Source organism: Rhodosalinus sp., from assembly GCF_046542825.1.
Lineage (GTDB): Bacteria > Pseudomonadota > Alphaproteobacteria > Rhodobacterales > Rhodobacteraceae > Rhodosalinus.
Map to the genome: position 1 here is coordinate 20,223 of NZ_JBKHAQ010000009.1, position 22,369 is coordinate 42,591.

Below are 22,369 nucleotides of genomic sequence, written 5' to 3' on the forward strand. Positions count from 1 at the left end.
GCGGCGCGGCCTCCGGCGCGCGTCCCGGTCAAATGCACCGTCGCGGCCTTGTTGGCACCGTAAAGGCCGCAGCCCGACCGCACGTTCCCGGCAAGGCCCGAGACCACCTTGTTGACCATCGCGCCGCGCCCCGCGCGGAGGCCGGGCAGGGCGGCGCGCGCGGCGAGAGAGGCGCTGCGGAGGTTGTCGGCCATGACCCCGTCGACCGCGTCTGCCGTCGTCTCTTCCAGCGGTGTCACGCGGGTGTGAAAGCCCGCGAGGGTCACGAAGCCCTCTTTGGATGCCGCCCAGCATCACCCCGTTCAGGGCCTGCTGCACGATCAGCATGTCGCCTGTGCCTTGCGCATCTTGCCTCCCCGCGGCGCCCTGCCGCTTGTGCTTGACCTCATCGTCGACATCTCCGCAAACTTGTCCAGACAATTTTTCCTTTGACACCCCCGGGTCGCAAGATACGATGGCCGCTGATGCAAGGATGACCGGGGCGAAGGCAGGGGGCGATGGACATCATGCGCCCCTCGATGATCCAGTCGCTGAGCGACCTGGCGGCGATGGCCTGAGCGCCGGTCTGCCGGCGCGAAACTGCTTTGCCATCGCGCCTGCGGGCGGATATCGCGCGGATGCGGGCAGAAATCGGTCTGCTCCGGGGCCGGAACCATGGAACGGGAACGCAGGACCGTACGCTACCAGGAGATCCTCGACACCCTGCGGGCGCGCATCGGACGAGGCGACTATGCCGTGGGCGGCAGCCTGCCGTCGGAGGCCGAGCTCTGCCGTGAGTTCGGCGCCAGCCGCTTCACCGTGCGCGAGGCGCTGCGCCGGCTGCAGAACGAGGGGCTGGTCGCGCGCCGGCAGGGCGCCGGCAGCACCGTGATCCGCCAGAGCGCGCGCGGCGCCTTCGTGCAAAGCTACGGCACCATCGACCAGATCCTGCAGTTCGCCCGCGAGACCGATTATCGCCGGATCTCCTGCACGGAGGAACGCATCGACGCGGATCTGGCCGCGCGCATCGGCGGGGCGGAGGGCGAGGTCTGGACCTGCCTGCGCGGCCTTCGCCTCCGGCGCGACACCGGCGAGGCACTGGCGCTCATCGAAAGCTACGTGCCGCCTGCCTTGCGCGCCCATGCTGCGGCGATCGAGAAGGTGAAGCCGCCCTTCTACCCCTTCCTTGAGGAGGCTATCGGCGAGCGCGTGACCGAGATGGTGCAGGAGGTGGCCGCAGGCGAGATGCCCGGGGACGTAGCGCGCGCGCTGGGACTGGAGGCCGGGGCGATCACGCTGTGCATCCTGCGCCGCTACGAGACCGCGCAGCGGGTGCTCATCGCCTCGTTCAACTGGCACCCCGACAGGGATCGCTTCGTCTATCGCTCGCGGCTGACCCAGGCGGGGCCGCCCGAAGGCTGAGGGGGGAAGGGGGGCTGTCTGCCCCCCTCTGCCGCTGTCGCGGCATTCACCCCCCGAGGGTATTTCCGGCAAGAGGAAGGACCGGGGCGCTGTCACGGGTGTGGCAAGGGGCGGGCGCTGGACGCGGGGGCAGGCCGCCGGCAGATGTGGTCTGCGTGGTGCCGCAGGTATCATTTGGCGATTTCCTTGCCGGTGGTCCACCAGGTGTCGTCGAACCGGCGCGCGTGGTCGGGGAACCGGGTGAGCGCGCATCCGGAAGGGCTGCCCGATGACATGCGGGTGCGGGCCGATGCAGATGTGCCGCGCGCCGGTGGCGGCTTCCTTGCAGAGCCGATCGACCTGTTCGCGGAAGACCGCGAAGCCGCCGTCGGCGTCCTGGCCCTGCCGCATGAAGACGATGAAGTCGTTGACGTCGGAGGAGCAGGGGATCGAAACGATCGGCGTGCCCGAGCGGGTCTGCACGAGGATAAGCCAGTCGGCGTTCAAGAGGTTCCAGGTGAAGTTCAGCCCCTCTTCGGAGATCAGGTCGACCATGGCGGGCGGAAAGCGCAGGCTGGAGGAGAGCCAGCCCCGGGCTCCCGGCCGGTCGTCTCGCGGTAGACGCGCATGGCGCCGTCGAATGCCGCGAAGGGCGCGCAGGAGGAAATCTTCGGACCCTTCGCGACCTTCCTGCCCTTCGACACGGCCGAAGAGGCGATCGCGATCAAATCGGCCTGCGGTCTGGTGGCCAATGTCTGGTCCGATCACCTGCCTACGGTGATGACGATGACCGAGGCGCTAAGCGCTGGCGTCTTCTGGTGGAACACGCCGATGATGCGCGAGCTGCGTGCGCCCTTCGGCGACCACGAGGCCTCCGGCGTGGGGCGCGAGGGGTAGGGTTGGCTGCCGAGGCCTTCTGTACCGAGGAGCGCCGCGTCACGATCCCGGAGGTGCCGGCGCCGCTGCCCTCGCCGGGGGCATCGCGGGGCTGAGGCGCCGCTCGGTCGCGCCCGTGCGGGCGCTTCTCGCGATGAGGGACCGGAGGGACCGAAGAGCGTCACCCGGCTGCAGATGCTTATCGTTCCGGGTCGGCCGGGTCTTCGGCGTCGTTTTCGTCGAGCGGCGGACCGGGCACCGCGTAGCGGCCCGTCAGCCAGCGGGCGAGGTCCACGTCCGCGCAACGCTTCGAGCAGAAGGGGCGGTAGGCGGGATCGGTGGGTTTGTCGCAGATCGGGCAGGTCATCGGGGGCAAACTGGCCCCGCCGGACCCGTTGCGCAACCCCGCCTCAGAGCGGCAGGGGCGGGCGGGCGCGCTGACGCTGAAGCTCGATGTGGCCCAGCGCGGTCCAGCCCAGCAGGGCCGTCTGCACCGGATCGTCGCGCAGCGCGGCCTTGAGCGCGGTCTCTACCTGCCGCCGGTCGCGCTTGGGGCTGGGCGCAGGATCGACGACGATCTGCCCGCCCAGTCCGCGCAGCCGCAAGGCACGGGGCAGGGCCTGCGCCATCGCGAGATTCGCCTTCAGCGCGGCAGCGGGCGAGGTGTCGGTCCCGGTGTCCACGTCCACGGCGACAAGGGCGCGCGTGGCCTCGACCGTCATGCGCGCCCCGCCGGTCAGCGTCTCTGTCGGGTCGGCCAGCGCCTCGATCGCCTCGGCCAAGCCCAGCCGCTCGAAGACGCCCGTGCCACGTTCCACCTCTGCCGGATCCACCCAGTCGCGCCAGGCCAGCGCGTGTGGTCCGTCGCCCTCGAGCAGAAGGGCGGTGTCCTTGTTCGAATCGCTCAGAATCTGTCCAAGCGCATCGGCCAGGGCGCCCAGTTCCTCTGCGATTTCGGCATCTTCCGCAGCGGCGCAGGCCGAGCGCAGGATGAGGCCCGTCTCGCCGGGCAGCGCGCCCTCTGCCAGCGCGACCAGTGCCGCGCGCCGGTCGGGGTCGCGGATCGCGCGGCTGGGGTTCACCCCCGGCGCACCCGGCGTGAGCACGACGAAGCGGCCCTTGAGCGCGAGCCGGGTGGTCACCGGCGGCGCCTTGCCGGGCTCGGCGTATCCCGTGACCTGCACCAGCAGCGGCGCGCGCGGGCTCGCGCCCTTCGCCTGCCGCAGAAAGACGCGGCCCTCCGGCGTGCTCAGGAACAGCCCGCCCTGTCCCTTCATCGGCCGGTCGGGACGGGCGCGATAGATCGTGCCGGGGCGGGGGGCATCGGCGTCCACGATCAGGTCGTCAAGCCGGCCGTCCACCATCAGCGCCGCCGCCTCGCGGCCCTGCCAATCGCCCAGGACGACCGTCCGGCCCTTCACGCCCGCCCCGCCCAGAGCGGCCAGCCGGCACCTTGCAGCAGAGCCGCCGTTTCCGCCAGCGGCAGGCCCATGACGCCCGAGTAACTGCCCTGCATCCAGGGGATGAAGGCCTCTGCCAGCCCCTGGATCGCGTAGCCGCCGGCCTTGCCCTGCCATTCGCCGCTGGCAAGATAGCCTGCGATCTCCGGCTCGGAGAGGCGCTTCATCTTCACCGCGCTTTCCACCTGCCGTTCCCAAAGCCGGTCGCCGTGGCGCAGCGCCACGGCCGTGATGACCCTGTGCCGGCGTCCCGACAGCAGCTCCAGAAACGCGCGCGCCTCGGCCGCGTCCGCAGGCTTGCCAAGGATGCGGCGCCCGGCGGCCACGGTGGTGTCCGCGGTGAGGATCAGGTCGTCCGGCCCGGCGTCGAGCGCCGCGGCCTTCTCGCGCGCCATGCGCGCGGTGTAGGGCCGGGGCAGTTCGCCGCGCCGCGGGGTCTCGTCGATGTCGGCGGGGCGCACGGCATCCGGCACGACGCCCAGTCGCGCCAGAAGCTCCTGCCGGCGCGGGCTTGCCGAACCCAGGATCAGCCGCAAGGGCCTACTTGAAGCGATAGTTGATCCGACCCTTGGTCAGATCGTAGGGGGTCATCTCGACCTGCACCTTGTCGCCGGCAAGAACGCGGATCCGGTTCTTGCGCATCTTTCCTGCCGTATGCGCGATGATCTCATGGCCGTTCTCAAGCTCGACCCTGAATGTCGCGTTCGGCAGGAGTTCCTTGACGACACCGGGGAATTCGAGCGTGTCTTCCTTGGCCATGGTCTCTCCTGTCTTCGCCGCCCGCGCGAGCCGCGGACGCCGTGTAAATGAGCGCAAACCGCGCGTTTTTCAAGATGCGAATCACGTCAGCGCGAATCGCGTCACATCACTGATGCGCGGATGCTGCTCGGCCCAGTGGGTCATGTTGAGCACCACGCCGTCGGCGCGGACGTGGGCGATGGCCGCGGGATCAACCTCGGCGAAGGTCCAGCCGGGGCGGTCGAGTGCCCCCGCCGCCAGCACGCCATCCTCGGGAAAGCCGGTGTCCGGCGGGCCGAAGACGCCACCCGCGCCGGAATTCGTGTCCACCGCATAGGACCAGGCGGCCTCGCCCACGGTCGAGGACATGACGGTGACGCACTGCTGCTCGAGCGCGCGCGCCATGGCGCCGATGCGCACCCGCCAGTAGCCGCGCCGCTTCTCGGTGCAGGAAGGAACGAGGATGATCTCCGCGCCCGCCTCGACCAGCGCGCGGGCGAAGAGCGGGTATTCGGCGTCATAGCAGATCAGGATGCCGATCTTCCCCAGTGCGGTGTCGAACAGCGTGAGCGGCCCGCCGGGGGCGACCGACCATTCCTCGCGTTCGAAGCGGGTCATGATCTGCTTGTCCTGGTGGCCCGTGGCGCCCGAGGGCGCGAAGAGATGCGCGCGGTTGACCGGGCGGGCGCCCAGCGCGGGGTCGAACACCGGGGCAGAAGCGCCAAGGACATGCACGCCGTGCCCGGCGGCCAGCCGGGCGTGCAGCGCGTTGGCCTCGGGCATCCGTTCCGAGACCGCGTGCAGCGAGCGTTCCAGATCCCATGCCGCCTCTTTCCCCGCGAGCGTGGCAAGCTCCATCGCGCCGTATTCGGGAAAGACCAGCAGGTCGGCGCCCTGCGCCGCGGCCTCGCTCACCCATCGCGCGAGCTTGTCTTCGTAAGCCGCCCAGGAATCGAGGAAATCCATCGGATAGGCGGCGGTGGCGATCTTCATCTCGGGTCTCCTTGGGTCGCGCCGGGCAAGCGGCTTGCAAGCCGCTGAGCCACGCCCGTTCCAACGGGCCCGGCCCCGGCTCGGAGGTCGCGCATCCAGAACTGGAGCGGCTTTTCGGTCTCTTCCGCCTGGTCCACATCCTTCCATGCGAAATGCGCGACCACGCCGGGCAGTTTCGCATAGCCGCGCTTGCGCCAGAAGGCGTCGAGCGGGCGGTAGCCTGCGGGGCGCAGCGGATGATCCTCCGGCCGCACGACCCCGCAGAAGCAGCAGCGCGCGAAGCCCAGGCGCCGCGCGTGATCCTCGCGCAGGTCGAAGAAGCGGTGCCCGATCCCGCGCCCGCGATACTCGGGCAGCAGGACGGATTCGGCGCAGTAGAAGAGCGTCGAGAGGTCGAGGCCGCTGTCCGCGAAGGCCGCCGCGAAATCCTCGGCGTGGTCCTGCATCGGCGTGCCGGTCGCGGCCCCCACCAGCCGGTCGCCGTCGAAGGCGCCCACGAGGATCGCATCCGCGCTGTCGCGGTAGGGCTCCAAATACCGCCGCTCGTAGTCGAGGTCTCCGTCGTAGAGGTAGGGAAAGGCGCGGAATACCTCGATCCGCAGCCGCGCCACATCGTCGAGCGCGGCCTCCAGCGCCGGTCCCGTGAGTGCCTCCACCCGCATCACGAGACCTGCCGGACCCAGTCGGCGAGGTTGTAGTAGGTGACCACCCGCGTGATCCGCCCGTCCTTCAGCGAAAAGAACGAGCCTGCCGGCAGGCGGTAGGTCTGGCCGCGTGCCTCGGGCAGGCCCTGGTCGGTCGCCAGATACCGGCCCTCCACCACATATTCCGCCGCGGCGCGCGTCCCGCCCTCGGCCTCGAAGAGCACCATGTCGGTCAGCCGCTCCTCGTAGCAATGGCTCATGTGCGCGCAGAACTCGGCGAAGGCGATCTTGCCCACCCGCACGCGGCCTTCGTTGACGTGGTGCTCCACGTCCGGGTCGAGGCAGGCGAGCATGGCGGGCACGTCGCCCGCGTTGAAGGCCTCGAAATAGCGCCTGACGGTCTCGCTCATGCGTCTGGGTGCTCCATGGGGGGGCCGAAGGTTTCGATCAGTTTCGCCGCGATCTGGTCGCGGCTCTGGCGGTAGGCGGCGAGACTGGTCTCGCGCGTGTCGCCGATGCCCGTGGGGTCCATGATCGGCCAGTAGATCACCTCGAGGTGGAAGTAGCGCGTGAGATCCAGCGCCTTGTGCCGGCTCGCGGGCGACAGTGCAACGACAAGGTCGAAGGACGACAGGTCGTCGCCCCATTGCTGCATCTCGTCGAAGCTGCGCACCCGATGCCGCGACAGTTCCACGCCGATCTCGGCGCAGACGGCGATGGCAAAGCCGTCGATGTCCATTTCCGACAGCACGCCCGCGGACTGCACGTAGGTCTCGAAGCCATAGAACTTCTTCATGATGCCTTCCGCCATGGGCGAGCGGACGGCGTTGTGATCGCAGCAGAAGAGGACCGACTGGGGCAGGTCCCGCACCACCGGATCAGCCCCCCCAGTGCAGCACGCAGATCAGGGTGAAGAGCCGGCGCGCGGTGTCCTCGTCGACCTCGGCCTTGCCCGCGAGCCGTTCGATCAGGATGCGCGAGCCCTCGTTGTGGATGCCGCGGCGGGCCATGTCGATGGTCTCGATCTGGCTGGGCGGCAGGGACTTCACCGCGTCGAAGTAGCTTTCGCAGATCTGGAAATAGTCCTTCACCACCTGCCGGAAGGGGCTGAGCGACAGGTGGAACTCGGCCGCCTTCTCGCCCGCCTCGGTGGCGATGTCGAAGACCAGCCGCTTTTCGCGGATCGCGAGGGTCAGGCGATAGGGGCCGGGCGGCGTCGCGCGCCCCTCGCGCGGGGGCAGCGCGAAGCTGTTGTCTTCCATCAGGTCGAACATCGCCACCTTGCGCTCCTGCTCGATCTCGGGCGTGGGCGGCGGCAGGTTCGAGTCGTCGATCTCGATGTGGCTGATGCGGGACATGAGCGCGCGGTCTTTCCTGGGTCTGGCGCCCTGACTAGCCCGCCCGCGCGGGGCGCACAATGTGCTGCCGGCTAACCGTTCAGCTTCGCCAGCCGCGCCGCAACGGAAAGCCCGTGCGCTTCCAGGCTTTCCGCCCTCGCCAGCCGTTCGGCTGCCGGGCCGATGGCGCGCAGGGCCTGCGGGCTCATGCGCGCGGTGGTCGTGCGCTTGAGGAAGTCCAGCACCGACAGGCCCGAGGAGAAGCGCGCCGAGCGTGCGGTGGGCAGGACGTGGTTGGGGCCGCCCAGGTAGTCGCCGATCGCCTCGGGCGTCCACTGGCCAAGGAAGATCGCGCCGGCGTGGCTGATCCGGTCGGCCAGCGCCTCCGGGTCCGCCACGCAAAGCTCCAGGTGCTCGGGCGCGACGCGGTCGGCCAGCGCCGCGGCCTCCTCAAGGTCGCGCACCACGATCATCGCGCCGAAGTCGCGCCAGCTGGCTCCCGCGATGGCGCGCCGCTCCAGCGTCTCCAGCCGCGCCTCGACGGCTTCTCCGACCGCACGGGCGAAGCCTGCGTCGGTGGTGATCAGGATCGACTGCGCGCTCTCGTCGTGCTCGGCCTGGCTGAGCAGGTCGAGCGCGATCCAGTCGGGATCGGTCTCGCCGTCCGCGATCACCAGAATCTCCGACGGCCCCGCGATCATGTCGATGCCCACGCGGCCGAAGACCTGCCGCTTGGCCTCTGCCACATAGGCGTTGCCGGGGCCGGCGATCTTGTCCACCGCGGGGATCGTCGCGGTGCCGTACGCGAAGGCCGCGATCGCCTGCGCGCCGCCCACGCGATAGATCTCGTCGACGCCCGCGATGCGCGCGGCCATCATCACCAGCGGGTTGGCCGCCCCGTCCGGGGTGGGCACGGCCACGGCCAGCCGCGGCACGCCCGCCACGCGCGCAGGGATCGCGTTCATCAGCAGCGACGAGGGATAGGAGGCCAGCCCGCCGGGCACGTAGAGCCCCGCCGCCGAGACGGGGCGCCACCGCCAGCCCAGCGTCGCGCCCTCGGGGTCGGTCCACTCGGCGTCCTCGGGCACCTGGCGGGCGTGGTAGGCGCGGATGCGCTCGGCCGCCTGCTCCAGCGCCGCGCGGTCCTCTGCCGAGACCTGCGCGCAGAGCGCGTCGATCTCCGCCTCCGAAAAGGCCAGCGTGTCGGGCGTCAGCTCCAGCCGGTCGAAGCGGGCGGTCAGGTCGATCAGCGCCGCGTCGCCGCGTGCACGGACATCGGCCAGGATGCCGGCAACCGCCGCGCCGACATCTGCGCTTTCCTCGCGCTTGGCGCCGAGAAGGGCTTTGAAGCCGGTCTCGAAATCGGGGTCGGTCGTGTCGAGGAACTGGGGCACAGGCATCTCCCTTGCGTGTGGCGGGACATAGCCAGCCCGGCGCGCGGCCTCAAGCCCGCGTTTCGGCTGCGGCCTCGCAGCTGTTGCCGAGGCGAAAAGGGCCGCGGCGGGGCGGGGCGCCGAGGGGACAGGCAGACTTGCCCGGCCCCGCCGCGAAGCTCCCGCCGCCATGATCGAGGGGAGTGACAGAGCGGCGGCGGGAGGAAACTCAGCTCTCGCGTTCAGGCGGTGCGACCATCGACTGAACCGTGTAGACGAGGATCGCCGCGCCCACCGCGCCCGCGGCGGCGACCCCCAGCAGCACGATGATATCGATCGGACCGCCCAGGTCGCCGAAGCCGGAATTGGTCACCCAGAAGACGAACAGCACCGCCGCGATGGCGCCTACCGGCATCGCGAGCTGCGCCAGCAGGAACTTGCGCCAGCTCACGGAATGGTCGCGGATCAGCACGTAGACGTAGAGCAGGGTGATCACGAGTGCGGCGACGACCATGGCCCAGAACAGCCATGGCCCGAACATCTCTTCGAACACGGCGATCATCGTGGTGAAGGTAAGCTCTTCCATCGTGCTCTCCTCAGGCTGCGCCGCGCAGCATGGCGTTGTAGGTGGCCTTGAGCGCCACCTCCTTCATCAGCCAGCTGATCCACAACTCCTCCAGCGGCGCGATGACGCCCGGGAAGCTGGGGACAAGATTGTCGTTGTAGTCGAACTCGATCATCATCGCCCGGCCCACCCGCGTGATGAGCGGGCAGGAGGTGTAGCCGTTGTAGGCGGCGTCGGTGGTGTCGCCCGCGATCTGCGCCACGAGATGTTCCTCGATCACCGGAACCTGCCACTTGACGCTGGCCGCGGTCTTGCCCTTGGGCACGCCGGCCACGTCGCCGGCGGCGAAGACCTCCGGATAACGCAGGTGGCGCAGGGTGTACTGATCGACCTCGACCCAGCCCTGTCCCTCCCACCTGTCCGCCCAGGACAGGCCCGACTGACGCACCACCTCGGGCGCGCGCATCGGCGGGATGACGTTGGTGAAGTCGAAGGGCATCTCGACCTGCCCCTCGGCCGTGGCGAAGGTCAGCGTCTTCTTCCCCGGGTCGATGGCGCGAAGCTCGTGGTTGTAGACGGTCTCGATCTCTTGCCGCTCGAAGAGCATCCGCACCTTCTCGTTCACGATGGGCACGCTGAAGAGGATACCCGAATGCGCGGCATAGGTGATCTTCGTGGTGCCGCGGTTGCCCTTGCGGCGCGCGTGGTCGTCGGTGAGAAAGGCGTATTTCAGCGGTGCGCCCGCGCATTTCATCTCGGTCGCCGGGCGGGTGAAGACGGCCTCGCCGCCCTCGTCGGTGAAGCGGTCCAACGCGCGCCAGGTCGCCTCGGCATATTCGGGGCCGGCATAGACCGCGCCGATGCCGTTCTGCCCCACCATGTCGAGCGAGAAGCCCTCGATGCCGGACCAGTCCAGCACGAGACCCGGGGCGACGATCAGGTAGTCGTAATCCAGGCTCTCGCCGCTGGCGAGGCCCACGCGTTTCGCCTCAGGGTCGATCTCGGCGGCATACTCGGCCTTGAAATCGACGCCGTCGGGCAGCCACTCGGTCGTGCGGCTGACGGAATAGCCGGCGGGCTTCAAGCCCGCGGCGATCAGGGTGAAGCCCGGCTGATACCAGTGCTCCGCGCGGCCATCGACGATGGTGATGCGCGCGCCGTCCAGACGCCCGACAAGCCGATTGGCGAGCGACGTGCCGGCGGCCCCCGCGCCCAGGATCACGATATGGGCGTTGGTGCGCACCTGCGCACGCGCCTGGCGAGCCGGGCCTGCCAGCGCCAGCGCGCCCGCGCCGGCAGCAAGACCCAGAAAGGCGCGGCGGCTGGCCGCGAAATCCCTGGAATCGGTCATGCATCTCCTCCGCATCATATGACAAAGATGGAATACGATAGCATGCCGTCGCGTTGATCTGAATCAAAACTCGGGGGCTGTGCAAATCTTTTTTGCGACGAACGGGCCAGCGGCGCCTATCGGCACAGGCCGGAACTCTTCGCGAGACGCGCCCGCACGGGCGCACCGAGCGCTGCGGCCCTCAGGCCGGCGCGCGCATCCGTCCCGCGGCCTCGATGACCAGCGGGTCGAGATTCTCTCCACCGTCCTGCACCAGCTTCAGCAACTGCCGGCGCATCCGAGGCTCCCAGAAATCCTCCAGATGCTTCGCGACCAGCGCCGCGCGGTCTGCCTTGGGCTGCGCCTTGAAGAAGGTTGCGATCTGGTTGGCCATGCGGGCAAGCTTTTCCGGGCTCATGGCAGCGTTCCCTGTGCAAGGCGGTGGGGATGGGCATGGACCCGCGCTGCGCCCGCGAGCCCGGCGACCATGGTGAGGCCCGCGGCACGGGCCATCTCGACGGCGAGCGCGGTGGGGGCGGACACGGCCAGGATCGCCTCGGCGCCCAGCGCCGCGGCCTTCTGCACCATCTCGACCGAGACACGGCTGGTCAGCACCACGGCGCGGCCGCGCCCCGTCTCGCCCGCGCGCAGGCAGGCGCCGGCCACCTTGTCGAGCGCGTTGTGCCGGCCCACGTCCTCGCGCGGATGGCACAGGCCCTCGCCGGGCATCCAGAGCGCCGCGCCATGCATCGCGCGCGTGGCGTCGTGGCCCGGCTGACGGCGGCGCAGCGCGTCCGGTGCCAGCCGCAGGTCCATCGCCGTGAGCCTCAGATCGTCCGTCGCCACCCGTGCGGCGGGCCTGAGCGCGGCCTCGATCGAATCGATCCCGCACAGGCCGCAGCCCACAGGCCCGGCCATCGCGCGCCGCCGCGCGGCAAGCCGTGCCGCCGCGCGCTCGGGCAGCCAGACGCGCGTCTCCGCGCCCCTCTCGTGGCGGACGACCTCCATCTCCTCGATCTCGGCCAGCGACGTGACGATCCCCTCGGTCAGGCAGAAGCCCGCCGCGAAATCCTCCAGATCCGCAGGCGTGGCCATCATAACTGCCTGCGTCGTGCCGTTGCAGACCACGGCCACCGGCACCTCTTCGGCCAGCGGCCGGGCCTCCGGCGCCTCGGGGCGTGTCTGGCGGCCCGCCGCGGTCATTCCGCGGCCGGCAGGATACGGCGGGCGCGCCCGGCCTGCGCGGCATAGTCGCGCTGCCACTCGGTCGGCCCGTTCGAGGGCGCAACCTGCACCGCCGTGACCTTGTATTCCGGGCAGTTGGTGGCCCAGTCGGAATGGTCGGTCGTCACCACGTTGGCCTGCGTGTCCGGATGGTGGAAGGTGGTATAGACCACCCCCGGCGCGACCCGGTCGGTCAGATGCGCCCTGAGCGAGGTCTCTCCCTTGCGCGAGGCCACCTTGACCCAGTCGCCCTCGCGCACGCCGCGCACCTCGGCGTCGTGCGGGTGGATCTCCAGCACGTCCTCGGCATGCCAGACGGTGTTCGCCGTGCGCCGCGTCTGCGCGCCGACGTTGTATTGCGACAGGATCCGCCCCGTCGTCAGCAGAAGCGGGAAGCGCGGGCCGGTCCGCTCTTCGGTGGCCACGTATTCGGTGACCATGAAGCGGCCCTTGCCGTTGGCGAAGGCCTCTGCATGCATCACCGGCGAGCCCTCGGGCTTCGCCTCGTTGCAGGGCCACTGGACAGAGCCCTTCTCGTCCAGCAGCGCATAGGTGACACCCGCGAAGCTGGGCGTGGTCGCGGCAATCTCCTCCATGATCTCGGAGGGGTGGGTGTAGTCCCAGTCCGCGCCCATGGCGTTCGCCAGCAGCAGCGTCACCTCCCAGTCGGCATAGCCGTTCTTCGGCGCCATCACCCGGCGTACGCGGTTGATGCGCCGCTCGGCGTTGGTGAAGGTGCCGTCCTTTTCGAGGAAGGTGGAGCCGGGCAGGAAGACATGCGCGTAATTCGCCGTCTCGTTGAGGAACAGGTCGTGCACGATCACGCAATCCATTGCGGCAAGGCCGGCGGCGACGTGATGCGTGTCCGGGTCGGACTGCAGGATGTCCTCGCCCTGGATGTAGATGCCCTTGAACTCGCCCGCCACCGCGGCATCCAGCATGTTGGGAATCCGCAGCCCAGGCTCGGCGTCGATCGTCGCGCCCCAGATCTTCTCGAAGACCGCGCGCGCGGCGTCGTCCGAGACATGGCGATAGCCCGGCAGCTCGTGCGGAAAGCTCCCCATGTCGCAGGAGCCCTGCACGTTGTTCTGCCCGCGCAGCGGGTTCACCCCCACGCCGCGCCGGCCGATGTTGCCCGTCGCCATGGCGAGGTTGGCGATCGCCATGACGGTGGTCGAACCCTGGCTGTGCTCGGTCACGCCAAGCCCGTAGTAGATCGCCCCGTTGCCGCCCGTGGCGTAGAGGCGCGCCGCCGCGCGCAGATCCGCCGCCGGCACGCCGGTCAGCGCCTCGGTCGCCTCGGGGCTGTTGCGCTCCTCGGCGACGAAGGCGGCCCAGTCCTCGAAAGCCTCCAGATCGCAACGGGTTGCGACGAAGTCCTCATCCACCAGCCCCTCGGTCACGATCACATGCGCCATCGCCGTCAGGACGGCGACATTGGTGCCGGGGCGCAACGGCAGGTGATGCGCCGCCTCTACATGCGGCATGCGCACGAGATCGATCCGCCGCGGGTCGATCACGATCAGCTGCGCGCCCTGCCGCAGCCGCTTCTTCAGCCGCGAGCCGAAGACCGGGTGCCCGTCCGTGGGGTTCGCGCCGATCACCACCACGACGTCCGCGTGCTCGACCGAGTCGAAATCCTGCGTGCCGGCGGAGGTGCCGAAGGTGGTCTTGAGCCCGTAGCCCGTCGGCGAATGGCAGACCCGCGCGCAGGTGTCGGTGTTGTTGTTGCCGAAGACCGCGCGGATCATCTTCTGGACAAGGTAGGTCTCCTCGTTGGTGCAGCGCGACGAGGTGATCCCGCCGATGGCCTGCCGCCCGTGACGCTCCTGAATGGCGCGCAGCCGGTCCGCGGCGAAGCCGATCGCCTCCTCCCAGGTGACCTCGCGCCAGGGCTGTTCGATGCTCTCCCGGATCATCGGGTTCAGGATGCGGTCGGGGTGGCTCGCGTAGCCGTAGGCGAAGCGGCCCTTGACGCAGGAATGCCCGCGGTTGGCCTTGCCGTGCTTCCAGGGCACCATGCGCACCAGCTGGTCGCCGTTCAGCTGCGCCTCGAAGGAGCAGCCGACCCCGCAATAGGCGCAGGTCGTCACCACCTTGCGGTCGGGCGTGCCAAGCTCGATCGTGCTCTTCTCCTGCAACGTCGCGGTCGGGCAGGCCTGAACGCAGGCCCCGCAGGACACGCATTCCGAGCTCAGGAAATCGTCGCCCGCCATGCCCGCCGAAACCCGGCTGTCGAAGCCGCGGCCCTCTATCGTCAGCGCGAAGGTGCCCTGCACCTCCTCGCAGGCGCGCACGCAGCGCGAACAGACGATGCATTTCGAGGGATCGTAGGTGAAATAGGGGTTCGAGTCGTCCTTCGGCTGATAGCGCGCGTTCGCCTCGCCGCCGGCGCGGGCGAAGACGTGGTTTTCGCCCTCGTAGCCGTAGCGCACCTCGCGCAGGCCCACCATGCCGGCCATGTCCTGCAGTTCGCAGTCGCCGTTGGCCGAGCAGGTCAGGCAGTCGAGCGGATGGTCGGAGATGTAAAGCTCCATCACACCGCGGCGCAGCTTCGCGACCTTCTCGGTCTGCGTGCGCACCACCATGCCCTCGGTCACCGGCGTGGTGCAGGAGGCCGGCGTGCCCCGCCGCCCCTCGATCTCCACCACGCAAAGCCGGCATGAGCCGAAGGCCTCCAGGCTGTCGGTCGCGCAGAGCTTCGGCACCTTGATGCCCGCCTCTGCGGCGGCGCGCATCACGCTGGTCCCCTCCGGCACCGTCACCGGGATCCCGTCCACGCTCAGCGTCACCGGCGCGCCGCTCTTCGCGGGCGTGCCCTTGTCCGCATCGTCCCAGGGAATGACGAAATCCTTCATCCGGTCCGGTCCTTCCTCTTGCCGAAAATACCTCGGGGGGTTCGGGGGGCTGGCCCCCCGATCCGCCGCTCGACCCCCGCGCCGCGCCTCATTCCGCCGCCTCCCGCGCCAACCCGAACTCCTCGGGGAAATGCTGCAGCGCGCTCATCACGGGGTAGGGGGTGAAGCCCCCCAGCGCGCAGAGCGAGCCGTCCTTCATGGTCTCGCAGAGATCGGTCAGCACCTCGACGGCGCCCCCGTCGCCCTGGCGGACGCGGTCGAGCGTCTCGACGCCGCGCACCGCGCCAATGCGGCAGGGGGTGCATTTCCCGCAGCTCTCGACCGCGCAGAATTCCATCGCGAAGCGCGCCATCTCCAGCATGTCGGCGCTGTCGTCGAAGACCACGAGGCCCGCGTGCCCGATCAGCCCGCCCGCGCCGTCGAACTCCTCGTAGCCGAAGGGCGTGTCGAACTGCGAGGGGTGCATGTAGGCGCCGAGCGGCCCGCCCACCTGCACCGCCTTCACCGGCCGGCCCGAGGCGGTGCCACCCGCGATCTCCCCGACGATCTGCCCGAGCTGCATCCCGAAGGCCGTCTCGAACAGCCCGCCGCGCGCGACGTTCCCGGCGATCTGCAGCGGGATCGTGCCCTTCGACCGGCCCAGCCCGAAATCGGCGTAGTACTGCGCGCCCTTCTCCAAGATCACCGGCACGGTGGCCAGGCTGATGACGTTGTTGACCACCGTGGGCCGGCCGAAGAGCCCCTCGATCGCCGGCAGCGGGGGCTTGGCGCGCACGATCCCGCGCTTGCCTTCCAGCGAATTGAGCAACGAGGTTTCCTCGCCGCAGACGTAGGCGCCCGCGCCCACGCGGATCTCCATGTCGAAGGCGCGGCCGGAGCCCAGCACGCTTTCGCCCAGAAGCCCCGCCTCGCGGGCGATCCGCACGGCGGCCTCCATGACCTCGATCGCGTCGGGGTATTCCGAGCGGAGGTAGACGTAACCCATGGTGGCGCCCACGCCGAGCCCGGCGATCGCCATCCCCTCGATCAGGGTAAAGGGGTCGCCCTCCATCAGCATCCGGTCGGCGAAGGTGCCCGAATCGCCCTCGTCGGCGTTGCAGACGATGTATTTCTGCGGCGCCTCGGCCTTCAGCACCGTGGACCACTTGATGCCCGTGGGGAAGCCCGCGCCGCCGCGGCCGCGCAGCCCGCTTTCGGTCACCTCCTGCACGATCCCGGCCGGTGGCATCTCCAGCGCGCGGCGCAGACCGGCGAGCCCGCCGTGCGCCGCGTAATCCGCAAGGTCGAGCGGGTCGATCACGCCGCAGCGCGCGAAGGTCAGCCGCGTCTGCGCCCGCATCCAGTCGAGGTCCTCGACCGGCCCCAGCGCCCTGGGATGCTTGCTCGCGTCGTCGAACAGCGCGGGCACGTCAGCCGGCGTCATCGGACCGATGCCGTGGCGCACACCGTCGATCTCCACTTCCGCCAGCGGCTCCAGCCAGATCATCCCGCGCGTCCCGGTGCGCACCAGGTCCAGCGCAATGCCTCGGCGCGCAGCCTCTGCCGCCAGCGCCTCTGCCACCGCCTCGGCGCCCAGCGCCTTCGCCGCGGCGTCTCGGGGGAGAAAGACCTTCACAGCCCGCGCTCCGTCAGCATCGCGTCGAGCCGGTCGGCATCGAGCCGCCCGACGAGCGTGCCATCCACCATCGCCGCAGGGCCGCAGGCGCAGAGGCCCAGGCAATAGACCGGCTCCAGCGTCACCGAGCCGTCTGCCGCGGTCTCGCCCATCGCGACGCCGGTCCGCGCCTCGGCCGCGGCGGCCAGCGCGTCCGCGCCGGTGGCCTTGCAGGCTTCCGAGCGGCAGAGCTTCACCACGACCCGGCCTGCGGGCACCTCGCGGAAATCGTGGTAGAAGCTGACCACGCCGTGCACCTCGGCGCGGGTCAGGTTCAGCCTGTCGGCGATTCGCGGCACGACCTCCGCGGGCACGCAGCCGAAGGCGGCCTGCACGTCGTGCAGGATGGGCAGCAGAGGCCCCTCGCGCCCGTCATGCGCGTCGAGGATCGCCTCCAGCCGGGCAAGCCGCGGGTTTGCGGCGGTGTCGAGGGCCATCTGCCTGCTCCGTCAAGGGTTTCGCCTCCACGATGCCGCTTGACGGGCTGCGGTTCAATGCCGCAGGTTCGTGGCTTGATAGAAATCCTCTATCGATCTCGTTCGAGCGCGGTGGACGCCGCAAACCGACCGGAGCGCAGCGCCCATGATCGACAAGCTGGAAATGTTCATAGCACTCGCGCACACGCGCCACTTCGGGCGCGCGGCGGAGGAGTGCGGGGTGACGCAACCGACGCTTTCGGCCGGGTTGAAGCAACTGGAGGAACAGCTGGGCGTGATGCTTGTCTGGCGCGGCACGCGGTTCCGGGGGCTGACGCCCGAGGGCGAGCGCGTGCTCGACTGGGCGCGCCGCATCGTCGCCGACACCCGTGCCATGCGCGAAGAGATGCGCGCGGCGCGCCAAGGGCTGACCGGGGTGCTGCGCCTTGCCGTGATTCCCACGGCGCTCAGCGCGGTGACGGCGCTGACCACCCCGTTTCGCACCCGCAACCCCGATGTGCGGTTCCGCATCGTATCGCGCAGCTCGGCCGAGATCCGCATCATGCTGGAGGATCTGGAGGCCGACGCCGGCGTCACCTACCTCGACAGCGAGCCGCTGGGGCGGGTGCGCAGCCAGCCGCTCTATCGCGAGCGTTACATGGCGCTGGCGCCCGCCGGCGGGGCACTCGCCGGGCGCGAGAGCCTTGGCTGGGCAGAGCTGGCTGCGCTGCCGCTTGCGCTCTTGACGCCCGAGATGCAGAATCGGCGTCTCGTGTCGCAGCACATGGCCGAGGCGGGCGCCGAGGCGGACCCGGTGCTGGAAGCGAATTCCGTCATCACGCTGGTAACGCATGTGGTGGAGGGCGGCCTGGCCACCGTGCTGCCCGCCGCGCTGGCGAAGCTTTTTGCCCGGATCGGCGATCTGGACGCCGTGCCGCTGGTGGCGCCGGAGGCGGAGCATCTGATCGGCCTCGTCGCGCCCGAGCGAGATCCGGCCACGCCCGTCGTCGCCGCGCTGATGCAGGAGGCGCGCCGCTTCGCCGCCCCAGCGGACTGAAGGGGCGGTTTTCAAGCGGAGCGGCCTTGCGGCCGCAAGGCTTCTGGCACTGCGTGCGGGCGAGGGGGCGCCGCCCCCTCACGCTTCCCCCTGTCCGTCGACGATAATGCAGCGTCGGGCAGTCGGGATGCCGATGCGGGCCGCCACGTTCTCGGCCCTCCGCAGCATCGAAGTCCTCGCGAAGGGGGCGCGGCCGAAGTTGTCCAGCACCCAGTCCTCGGACTTGCAGGTGCCCCCGGCCCGGCAGGCGCGGGATCGTAGACATGCGGCGCGTTCGAGACACGGTCGGCCGCCAGCACCAGTACCGCCTCCGCACCCGCTGCAACCTCGCCCGCGGCAGGGGCGCGCGCCCGATGTGCCGGCGAGCCGGGGAAAGCCTTAGAAGCTCATGTGCTGCGGCGCGGTCAGGCCCGGCACACCGGTGCCGGACCCGGCGGGCTCCGCGCCGTCCGCGCAGGCTCTACCGTGATGCCCGCAAGCTCGAAGGCGAACAGTTGCGCAAGGCTGCCCTGCCAGCGGGCAAAGGGGGGCTCCAGCAGGCCTTGTAGGGGATGTACACGGGCGTTCCCTGTGCTCTTCGGTCGGGCCGGCGCCGTCTGGCCCCGGCGCCGCACACCGGGGGCAGTCCGGTGCGTGCGCCTGCACAGGCAGGGCCGGCGGGCGGCACCATGTCCCGGGAGCGATTGCGCCCGGTGTTCCGGACCGCGGCCCGATCCCGCGGCCAGCCGGCCCGGCGGCAAGGGACGCGGCCCGTGTTCAGGGCAGGGCAGGGAAATCGGCGCGCTGGTGGCCCTCGACCATCCTGCGAAGCGGCTCCGGCTCCAGCACCTCGACCGCGTCGCCCCACTGATAGAGGTGCCAGGCCATCTCGAGATGGCCGCCGGCGCGGAAGCGCACGATCAGCGCCCCGTCGGGTGCCTCGGTCATCTGCTGGTGCGGGTGGAAGACGAACGCGCGTGCGATCGGGGCGGCCTGGGGGGCGAAGCGCCAGACAACCTCTCCGATCTCGGCCGGGTCGTGGAAGGAGCCGAAGGCACACGCGGCGTGGCCGGCGAGGTCGAAGTCCGGATCGCGCGCGAAGACCTCCGGCTCGAGCCGCGCCGCCGCGATCCGGTCGAGGCGGAAGTGGCGTATCCGTTCGTCGCCCTCGGGCTCGCGCGCGACAAGGTAGCGCCGGGTGCCGAGGAGCAGCCCGTAGGGCTCGACGAGGCGCGTCCGCGGCGTGGTATCGCGCGCACCCGCATACTCGATCGACAGCCGCTGCGGCGCCTTCAGCGCCTCGGCGATCGCGCCCAGCAGTCCCGGGTCCACGCGCACGCGCGGCCCGGGGCGCGAGGCGTAGCCCTGCGCCTCGAGCAGCGCCTCCGCGTCGGCCTCCACGCGGCGGGCGTGCGGGCCGGGCATCGCCGCCAGCAGCCGGTCGCGCAGGCGGGCGAGCGCGGCGGCATCGGCCGCCGCGCCCTCGCGCTCGGCGCGGCGGATCGACATCTCCAGCGCGGTCAGTTCGCTTTCGCGCAGGCCCTGGGCGAAGATCAGGCGCGCCCGGCCCGTATCCAGCCGCCAGTGCTTGCGCCGGTCCGGGTCGCTGCGGGTCTCGACACCGCCGAAGGTGTCCTCGAGCGCGCGGGTCATCCGCTGGGCCGTGCGCCGGTCCACCCCGAAGGTCTCGACGATCTCGTCGAGCGAGACGCCGCCGTAGCGGGCACCCGCCATTTCGGCGAGGCGCAGAAGATCGGTCGCCTTGCGAAAACTCATCCGTGCCTCCCCGACAGGAATTGACGTCATGGGAGCATGATTCGCCGCGCGAGGCGAGGGTCAGGCCGCGGTCTCCGTGCGCTGCCCGCCTGCCAGTCGCAGCAGCTTGCCGCCCAGCGCGCGGAAGGCGCGCTGCCGGCAGGACAGCACCAGGATCTGCAGGTCGCCCGCCTGGCGGTGCAGCGCGTCGAACATCCGCTCGATCCGGTCGTCGTCGGTGAATACCAGCGCGTCGTCGAGGATCACCGGGGCGTGGCGGCCGCTGGCGGCCAGAATCCGCGCGAAGGCGAGCCGGACGAGCAGCGCGACCTGCTCCTGCGTGCCCCCCGACAGGATCTCGATCGGTTCCTCCCGGCCGTCGCGGATCAGCGCGCGGGGCAGCAGCGTGTCGTCACCCCAGACCAGCTCCGCGTCCGGCCAGAGCAGGTTGAGCAGTGGGCGCAATTCGCGCGCCACCGGCTCGAAGTAGCGTTCGCGCGCCTCCGAGCGCGCGGCCTGCAGCGCGCTCTCCAGCCGCTGCAGCACCGCGACCTCGCGTTCGATCGCGGCAAGCCGGGTATCCGCCGCGGCGCGGGTGTCGCGCGTCTCGGCAAGGCGCTCTTCCACGGCGTCGCCCGAACTGCGCGCGATGCGTTCGTCGAGGGCGGCGATTTCCGGGCGCAGCCGCGCAGCCGTCTCCTGCGCCTGCGCGACGACCGAGCGTGCGCGGGCCATGGCCGCCTCTGCCGCGGGAAGGTCCGGCGCATCGCTTGCGGCTTCTTCGAAGAGCGCCTCTGCCGCGCGCAGGGCGGCCGTCGCCTGCGTCAGCGCCCCGGTCAGCGCGGTCTCGTCCTGATCGTCCAGCCGGTCCAGCGCGGCCTCGGCCCGGGCGAGGCGGGCTGTTGCGGCTTCTGCCGCGGCCTCGGCGCGCGCGGCGCGGCTGCGCGCGTCGGAAGCTGCCGCCTCCAGCGCATCGCGGCGGGCTTCGGCTTCGGCCCGGGCAGTGCGCGCGGCGGCGGCCGCGGCCTCGGTTTCCGCCGGATCGGGCGCGTCCTCGTCTGCGCCCTTCGGCGCCTCGGGGATCGCGGCGAGCGCGGCGCGCAGGGCGTCGATCCCCTCCGGGGCGGAGGCGTCCGCGCGCGCCTTCGCCTCGGCCACGCGCCGTTCGGCCTCGGCCCGCCGGGCGGCCGCCTCGCGCGCCTCTGCAAGCGTTGCCGCGCCGGCGGCGTCCAGCGCCTTTGCCAGCGCGCGCGCGGCGCTCTCTGCCTCGTCGGCCGCCTGCGGACCCGCGCCGGGGCGCACGGTGAGCCTGCCCAGCCCGCGCAGGTCGAGGTCCGCGCCCTTCGGGACCGGCACCGCCTCTCCGTCGGGCAGGGCAGCGCCGTCGCGGGTGACGCTGCCCGCCCGGTCCGCCGCATAGTGCATGACGATCTGCGGCGCGGCGGCATCGCGCAGGGCGCGGGCGGTGCGCGCCCCGGCGTCGAGCTCTTCCAGCCGGCGCAGTGTTTTTGCGTCCGGTCCCTGGGCGGCGTGGGCGGCAGCCGCCTCAATCTCGGCGCGTGCGGCCTCCGCCGCCTTCAGGCGCTCCGACAGGTCGGCACGCCGGGCCGCGCCGTCGCGTTGGGCCTGCCGGCGCAGCGCGGCGCCATGCGCGGCTTCCGCCCTGGCGAGGGCCTCTCCGCGCTCTGTCAGTTGCTTGCGCGCGTCGTCGAGCGCCGCCTCGGCCTCTGTCGCAGAGGTGCGGGCGGTCTCCTGCGTCTGCATTGCCGCGTCCGCGGCCCTGGCGGCGGCCGTGCGTTCCGCCAGCGCGGCGCGCAGCGCGTCGAGCCGTGCCTTTGCGTCCCGCAGCTGTCCCTCGGCCGCCTGCACGCGGCGGCGCTCGACCTCTACCCGCTCGGCGTGGCGTTCGGCGGCGCGGAATGCCGCCTCTGCCTCCTCCAGCCGCGCCGCGCGCGCCGCGGCGGCCTCGGGATCCTCGATCTCGGCAAGCTCGCGGCGCTTGCGCTTGCGCTCGGTGAGCGCCGCGTGCAGCGCGCGCGCGGTTTCCGCCAGCTCGGCCTCTTCCGCGGCAAGCCGCTCGGCCTCGTCCTGGGCCGCCTTCCAGGGGCCGCCGGCTTTCGGCCGCCCCGTGCCGGTCGCGTAGTCCGCAAGCTCGGCCGCACATTGTGCCAGCGCCGCGTCCATCCGGCGCCCGCCGGTCATCGCCTCGACCTCGCCGGTGACCGACGACAGCAGGTCACGGCGCGCGGCCAGCGCCGCCTGCTGTTCCCTGCCCGACCCGTCGGCAAGGCCCGTGAGCCCCTGCCGCACCCACAAGAGCCCCGAGGGACCGCCCCCGTCGCCGCCCATCAGCCGGCCGATCCAGTCCTCTGCCGCGTCGGCCTGCGCGATCAGGCGCCCGCCCTGTTCGACACGCGCCACGGGTTTCGACCACCACCGCTTGGTCAGCGTGAAACGGCCCTCGGCCGTCTCGATCTCCACCGCGACCTCGGGCGCGCCGCCGGAATGCGGGCGCAGCGCGCGGATCTCCTTGTCCTTCGAGCCGTGCGGGCGCAGGAAGACCGCCTGCAGCGCGTCGAAGAGCGTGGACTTGCCGTGCTCGTTGGGTTCGCTGAGCACATTGAGCCCGTCGCCGATATCGTCGAGCCGCACCGCCGCCTCGAAGCGGCGGACGTTCTCCAGCCGGATACTGCGCAGCTTCATGTCCGGCCCTCCCTGACGATGGCGTAG

The 22,369-nt window shown here is 71.0% G+C and carries 23 protein-coding genes and 1 pseudogene; 4 read left to right on the plus strand and 20 right to left on the minus strand.

Annotated features, from left to right (window positions below):
* Positions 1 to 32 precede the first annotated feature (32 nt).
* Positions 33 to 266 (minus strand): annotated as a pseudogene (locus tag ACLFOB_RS02430) (SDR family oxidoreductase); the annotation flags it as partial.
* Between the two features lie 388 nt (positions 267 to 654).
* On the opposite strand from ACLFOB_RS02430, the gene ACLFOB_RS02435 reads away from it, so the two are divergent.
* The 3 genes from ACLFOB_RS02435 (at position 655) to ACLFOB_RS02445 (ending at position 2,277) form a co-directional block, all read left to right on the plus strand.
* Entirely contained in the window at positions 655 to 1,401 is a 747-nt protein-coding gene (locus ACLFOB_RS02435) for a GntR family transcriptional regulator (RefSeq protein WP_410924671.1), read from the plus strand.
* Positions 1,402 to 1,575: 174 nt separating this feature from the next.
* Positions 1,576 to 2,001: a hypothetical protein gene (locus ACLFOB_RS02440; RefSeq protein WP_410924673.1), complete on the plus strand. Its 426-nt coding sequence runs from the start codon at positions 1,576 to 1,578 to the stop codon at positions 1,999 to 2,001.
* 6 nt (positions 2,002 to 2,007) lie between these two features.
* Complete coding sequence (locus tag ACLFOB_RS02445) at positions 2,008 to 2,277, plus strand: aldehyde dehydrogenase family protein (protein WP_410917445.1); 270 nt, start codon at positions 2,008 to 2,010, stop codon at positions 2,275 to 2,277.
* A 178-nt stretch (positions 2,278 to 2,455) separates the two neighbouring features.
* Here ACLFOB_RS02445 and ACLFOB_RS02450 read toward each other — a convergent pair whose 3' ends face one another.
* From ACLFOB_RS02450 to ACLFOB_RS02530, 17 genes are all read right to left on the minus strand, one after another.
* Complete coding sequence (locus ACLFOB_RS02450; RefSeq protein ID WP_410917446.1) at positions 2,456 to 2,623, minus strand: DNA gyrase inhibitor YacG; 168 nt, start codon at positions 2,621 to 2,623, stop codon at positions 2,456 to 2,458.
* A gap of 43 nt (positions 2,624 to 2,666) precedes the next feature.
* The gene (locus ACLFOB_RS02455; RefSeq protein ID WP_410924675.1) at positions 2,667 to 3,677 is read right to left on the minus strand and encodes a ribonuclease E/G; all 1,011 of its coding nucleotides are present in this window, start codon (positions 3,675 to 3,677) and stop codon (positions 2,667 to 2,669) included.
* On the minus strand, positions 3,674 to 4,252 hold the full coding sequence (locus ACLFOB_RS02460) for a Maf family protein (protein WP_410924677.1): 579 nt from the start codon (positions 4,250 to 4,252) through the stop codon (positions 3,674 to 3,676). The genes ACLFOB_RS02455 and ACLFOB_RS02460 overlap by 4 nt, the downstream gene beginning before the upstream one ends.
* A gap of 4 nt (positions 4,253 to 4,256) precedes the next feature.
* Positions 4,257 to 4,475, minus strand: coding sequence for a translation initiation factor IF-1 (infA, locus tag ACLFOB_RS02465; RefSeq protein WP_005978431.1), 219 nt, complete (start codon positions 4,473 to 4,475; stop codon positions 4,257 to 4,259).
* Positions 4,476 to 4,556: 81 nt separating this feature from the next.
* Positions 4,557 to 5,447, minus strand: a complete 891-nt coding sequence (locus ACLFOB_RS02470) for a carbon-nitrogen hydrolase family protein (RefSeq protein WP_410924679.1) — start codon at positions 5,445 to 5,447, stop codon at positions 4,557 to 4,559.
* Complete coding sequence (locus ACLFOB_RS02475; RefSeq protein WP_410924681.1) at positions 5,444 to 6,109, minus strand: GNAT family N-acetyltransferase; 666 nt, start codon at positions 6,107 to 6,109, stop codon at positions 5,444 to 5,446. Before ACLFOB_RS02475 ends, ACLFOB_RS02470 begins: the two co-directional genes overlap by 4 nt.
* Positions 6,109 to 6,501 (minus strand): ketosteroid isomerase-related protein, encoded by a 393-nt coding sequence (locus ACLFOB_RS02480; RefSeq protein ID WP_410924683.1) that lies wholly within the window; start codon positions 6,499 to 6,501, stop codon positions 6,109 to 6,111. Before ACLFOB_RS02480 ends, ACLFOB_RS02475 begins: the two co-directional genes overlap by 1 nt.
* Entirely contained in the window at positions 6,498 to 6,965 is a 468-nt protein-coding gene (locus ACLFOB_RS02485) for a low molecular weight phosphatase family protein (protein WP_410924685.1), read from the minus strand. Before ACLFOB_RS02485 ends, ACLFOB_RS02480 begins: the two co-directional genes overlap by 4 nt.
* Before the next feature lie 4 nt (positions 6,966 to 6,969).
* Entirely contained in the window at positions 6,970 to 7,449 is a 480-nt protein-coding gene (locus ACLFOB_RS02490; RefSeq protein ID WP_410917453.1) for a UPF0262 family protein, read from the minus strand.
* Between the two features lie 71 nt (positions 7,450 to 7,520).
* Positions 7,521 to 8,822: a histidinol dehydrogenase gene (gene hisD, locus ACLFOB_RS02495; protein WP_410924687.1), complete on the minus strand. Its 1,302-nt coding sequence runs from the start codon at positions 8,820 to 8,822 to the stop codon at positions 7,521 to 7,523.
* 208 nt (positions 8,823 to 9,030) lie between these two features.
* Entirely contained in the window at positions 9,031 to 9,387 is a 357-nt protein-coding gene (locus tag ACLFOB_RS02500) for a DUF5368 domain-containing protein (protein ID WP_410924689.1), read from the minus strand.
* Between the two features lie 10 nt (positions 9,388 to 9,397).
* Entirely contained in the window at positions 9,398 to 10,717 is a 1,320-nt protein-coding gene (locus ACLFOB_RS02505) for an NAD(P)/FAD-dependent oxidoreductase (protein WP_410917455.1), read from the minus strand.
* Positions 10,718 to 10,898: 181 nt separating this feature from the next.
* Positions 10,899 to 11,114, minus strand: a complete 216-nt coding sequence (locus ACLFOB_RS02510) for a formate dehydrogenase subunit delta (protein ID WP_410924690.1) — start codon at positions 11,112 to 11,114, stop codon at positions 10,899 to 10,901.
* Positions 11,111 to 11,899 (minus strand): formate dehydrogenase accessory sulfurtransferase FdhD, encoded by a 789-nt coding sequence (gene fdhD, locus ACLFOB_RS02515; protein ID WP_410924692.1) that lies wholly within the window; start codon positions 11,897 to 11,899, stop codon positions 11,111 to 11,113. The genes ACLFOB_RS02510 and fdhD overlap by 4 nt, the downstream gene beginning before the upstream one ends.
* The gene (fdhF, locus tag ACLFOB_RS02520; protein WP_410924693.1) at positions 11,896 to 14,778 is read right to left on the minus strand and encodes a formate dehydrogenase subunit alpha; all 2,883 of its coding nucleotides are present in this window, start codon (positions 14,776 to 14,778) and stop codon (positions 11,896 to 11,898) included. The genes fdhD and fdhF overlap by 4 nt, the downstream gene beginning before the upstream one ends.
* 88 nt (positions 14,779 to 14,866) lie before the next feature.
* Positions 14,867 to 16,393, minus strand: coding sequence for an NADH-ubiquinone oxidoreductase-F iron-sulfur binding region domain-containing protein (locus tag ACLFOB_RS02525; RefSeq protein ID WP_410924695.1), 1,527 nt, complete (start codon positions 16,391 to 16,393; stop codon positions 14,867 to 14,869).
* Entirely contained in the window at positions 16,390 to 16,869 is a 480-nt protein-coding gene (locus ACLFOB_RS02530; RefSeq protein ID WP_410924696.1) for a formate dehydrogenase subunit gamma, read from the minus strand. The genes ACLFOB_RS02525 and ACLFOB_RS02530 overlap by 4 nt, the downstream gene beginning before the upstream one ends.
* A 145-nt stretch (positions 16,870 to 17,014) precedes the next feature.
* On the opposite strand from ACLFOB_RS02530, the gene ACLFOB_RS02535 reads away from it, so the two are divergent.
* Positions 17,015 to 17,905, plus strand: a complete 891-nt coding sequence (locus tag ACLFOB_RS02535) for a LysR family transcriptional regulator (protein ID WP_410917637.1) — start codon at positions 17,015 to 17,017, stop codon at positions 17,903 to 17,905.
* Between the two features lie 756 nt (positions 17,906 to 18,661).
* On the opposite strand, the gene ACLFOB_RS02540 is transcribed toward ACLFOB_RS02535, so the two are convergent.
* Complete coding sequence (locus ACLFOB_RS02540) at positions 18,662 to 19,660, minus strand: helix-turn-helix transcriptional regulator (protein ID WP_410924698.1); 999 nt, start codon at positions 19,658 to 19,660, stop codon at positions 18,662 to 18,664.
* A gap of 60 nt (positions 19,661 to 19,720) precedes the next feature.
* Complete coding sequence (locus ACLFOB_RS02545) at positions 19,721 to 22,342, minus strand: AAA family ATPase (RefSeq protein WP_410924699.1); 2,622 nt, start codon at positions 22,340 to 22,342, stop codon at positions 19,721 to 19,723.
* Between the last annotated feature and the right edge of the window lie 27 nt (positions 22,343 to 22,369).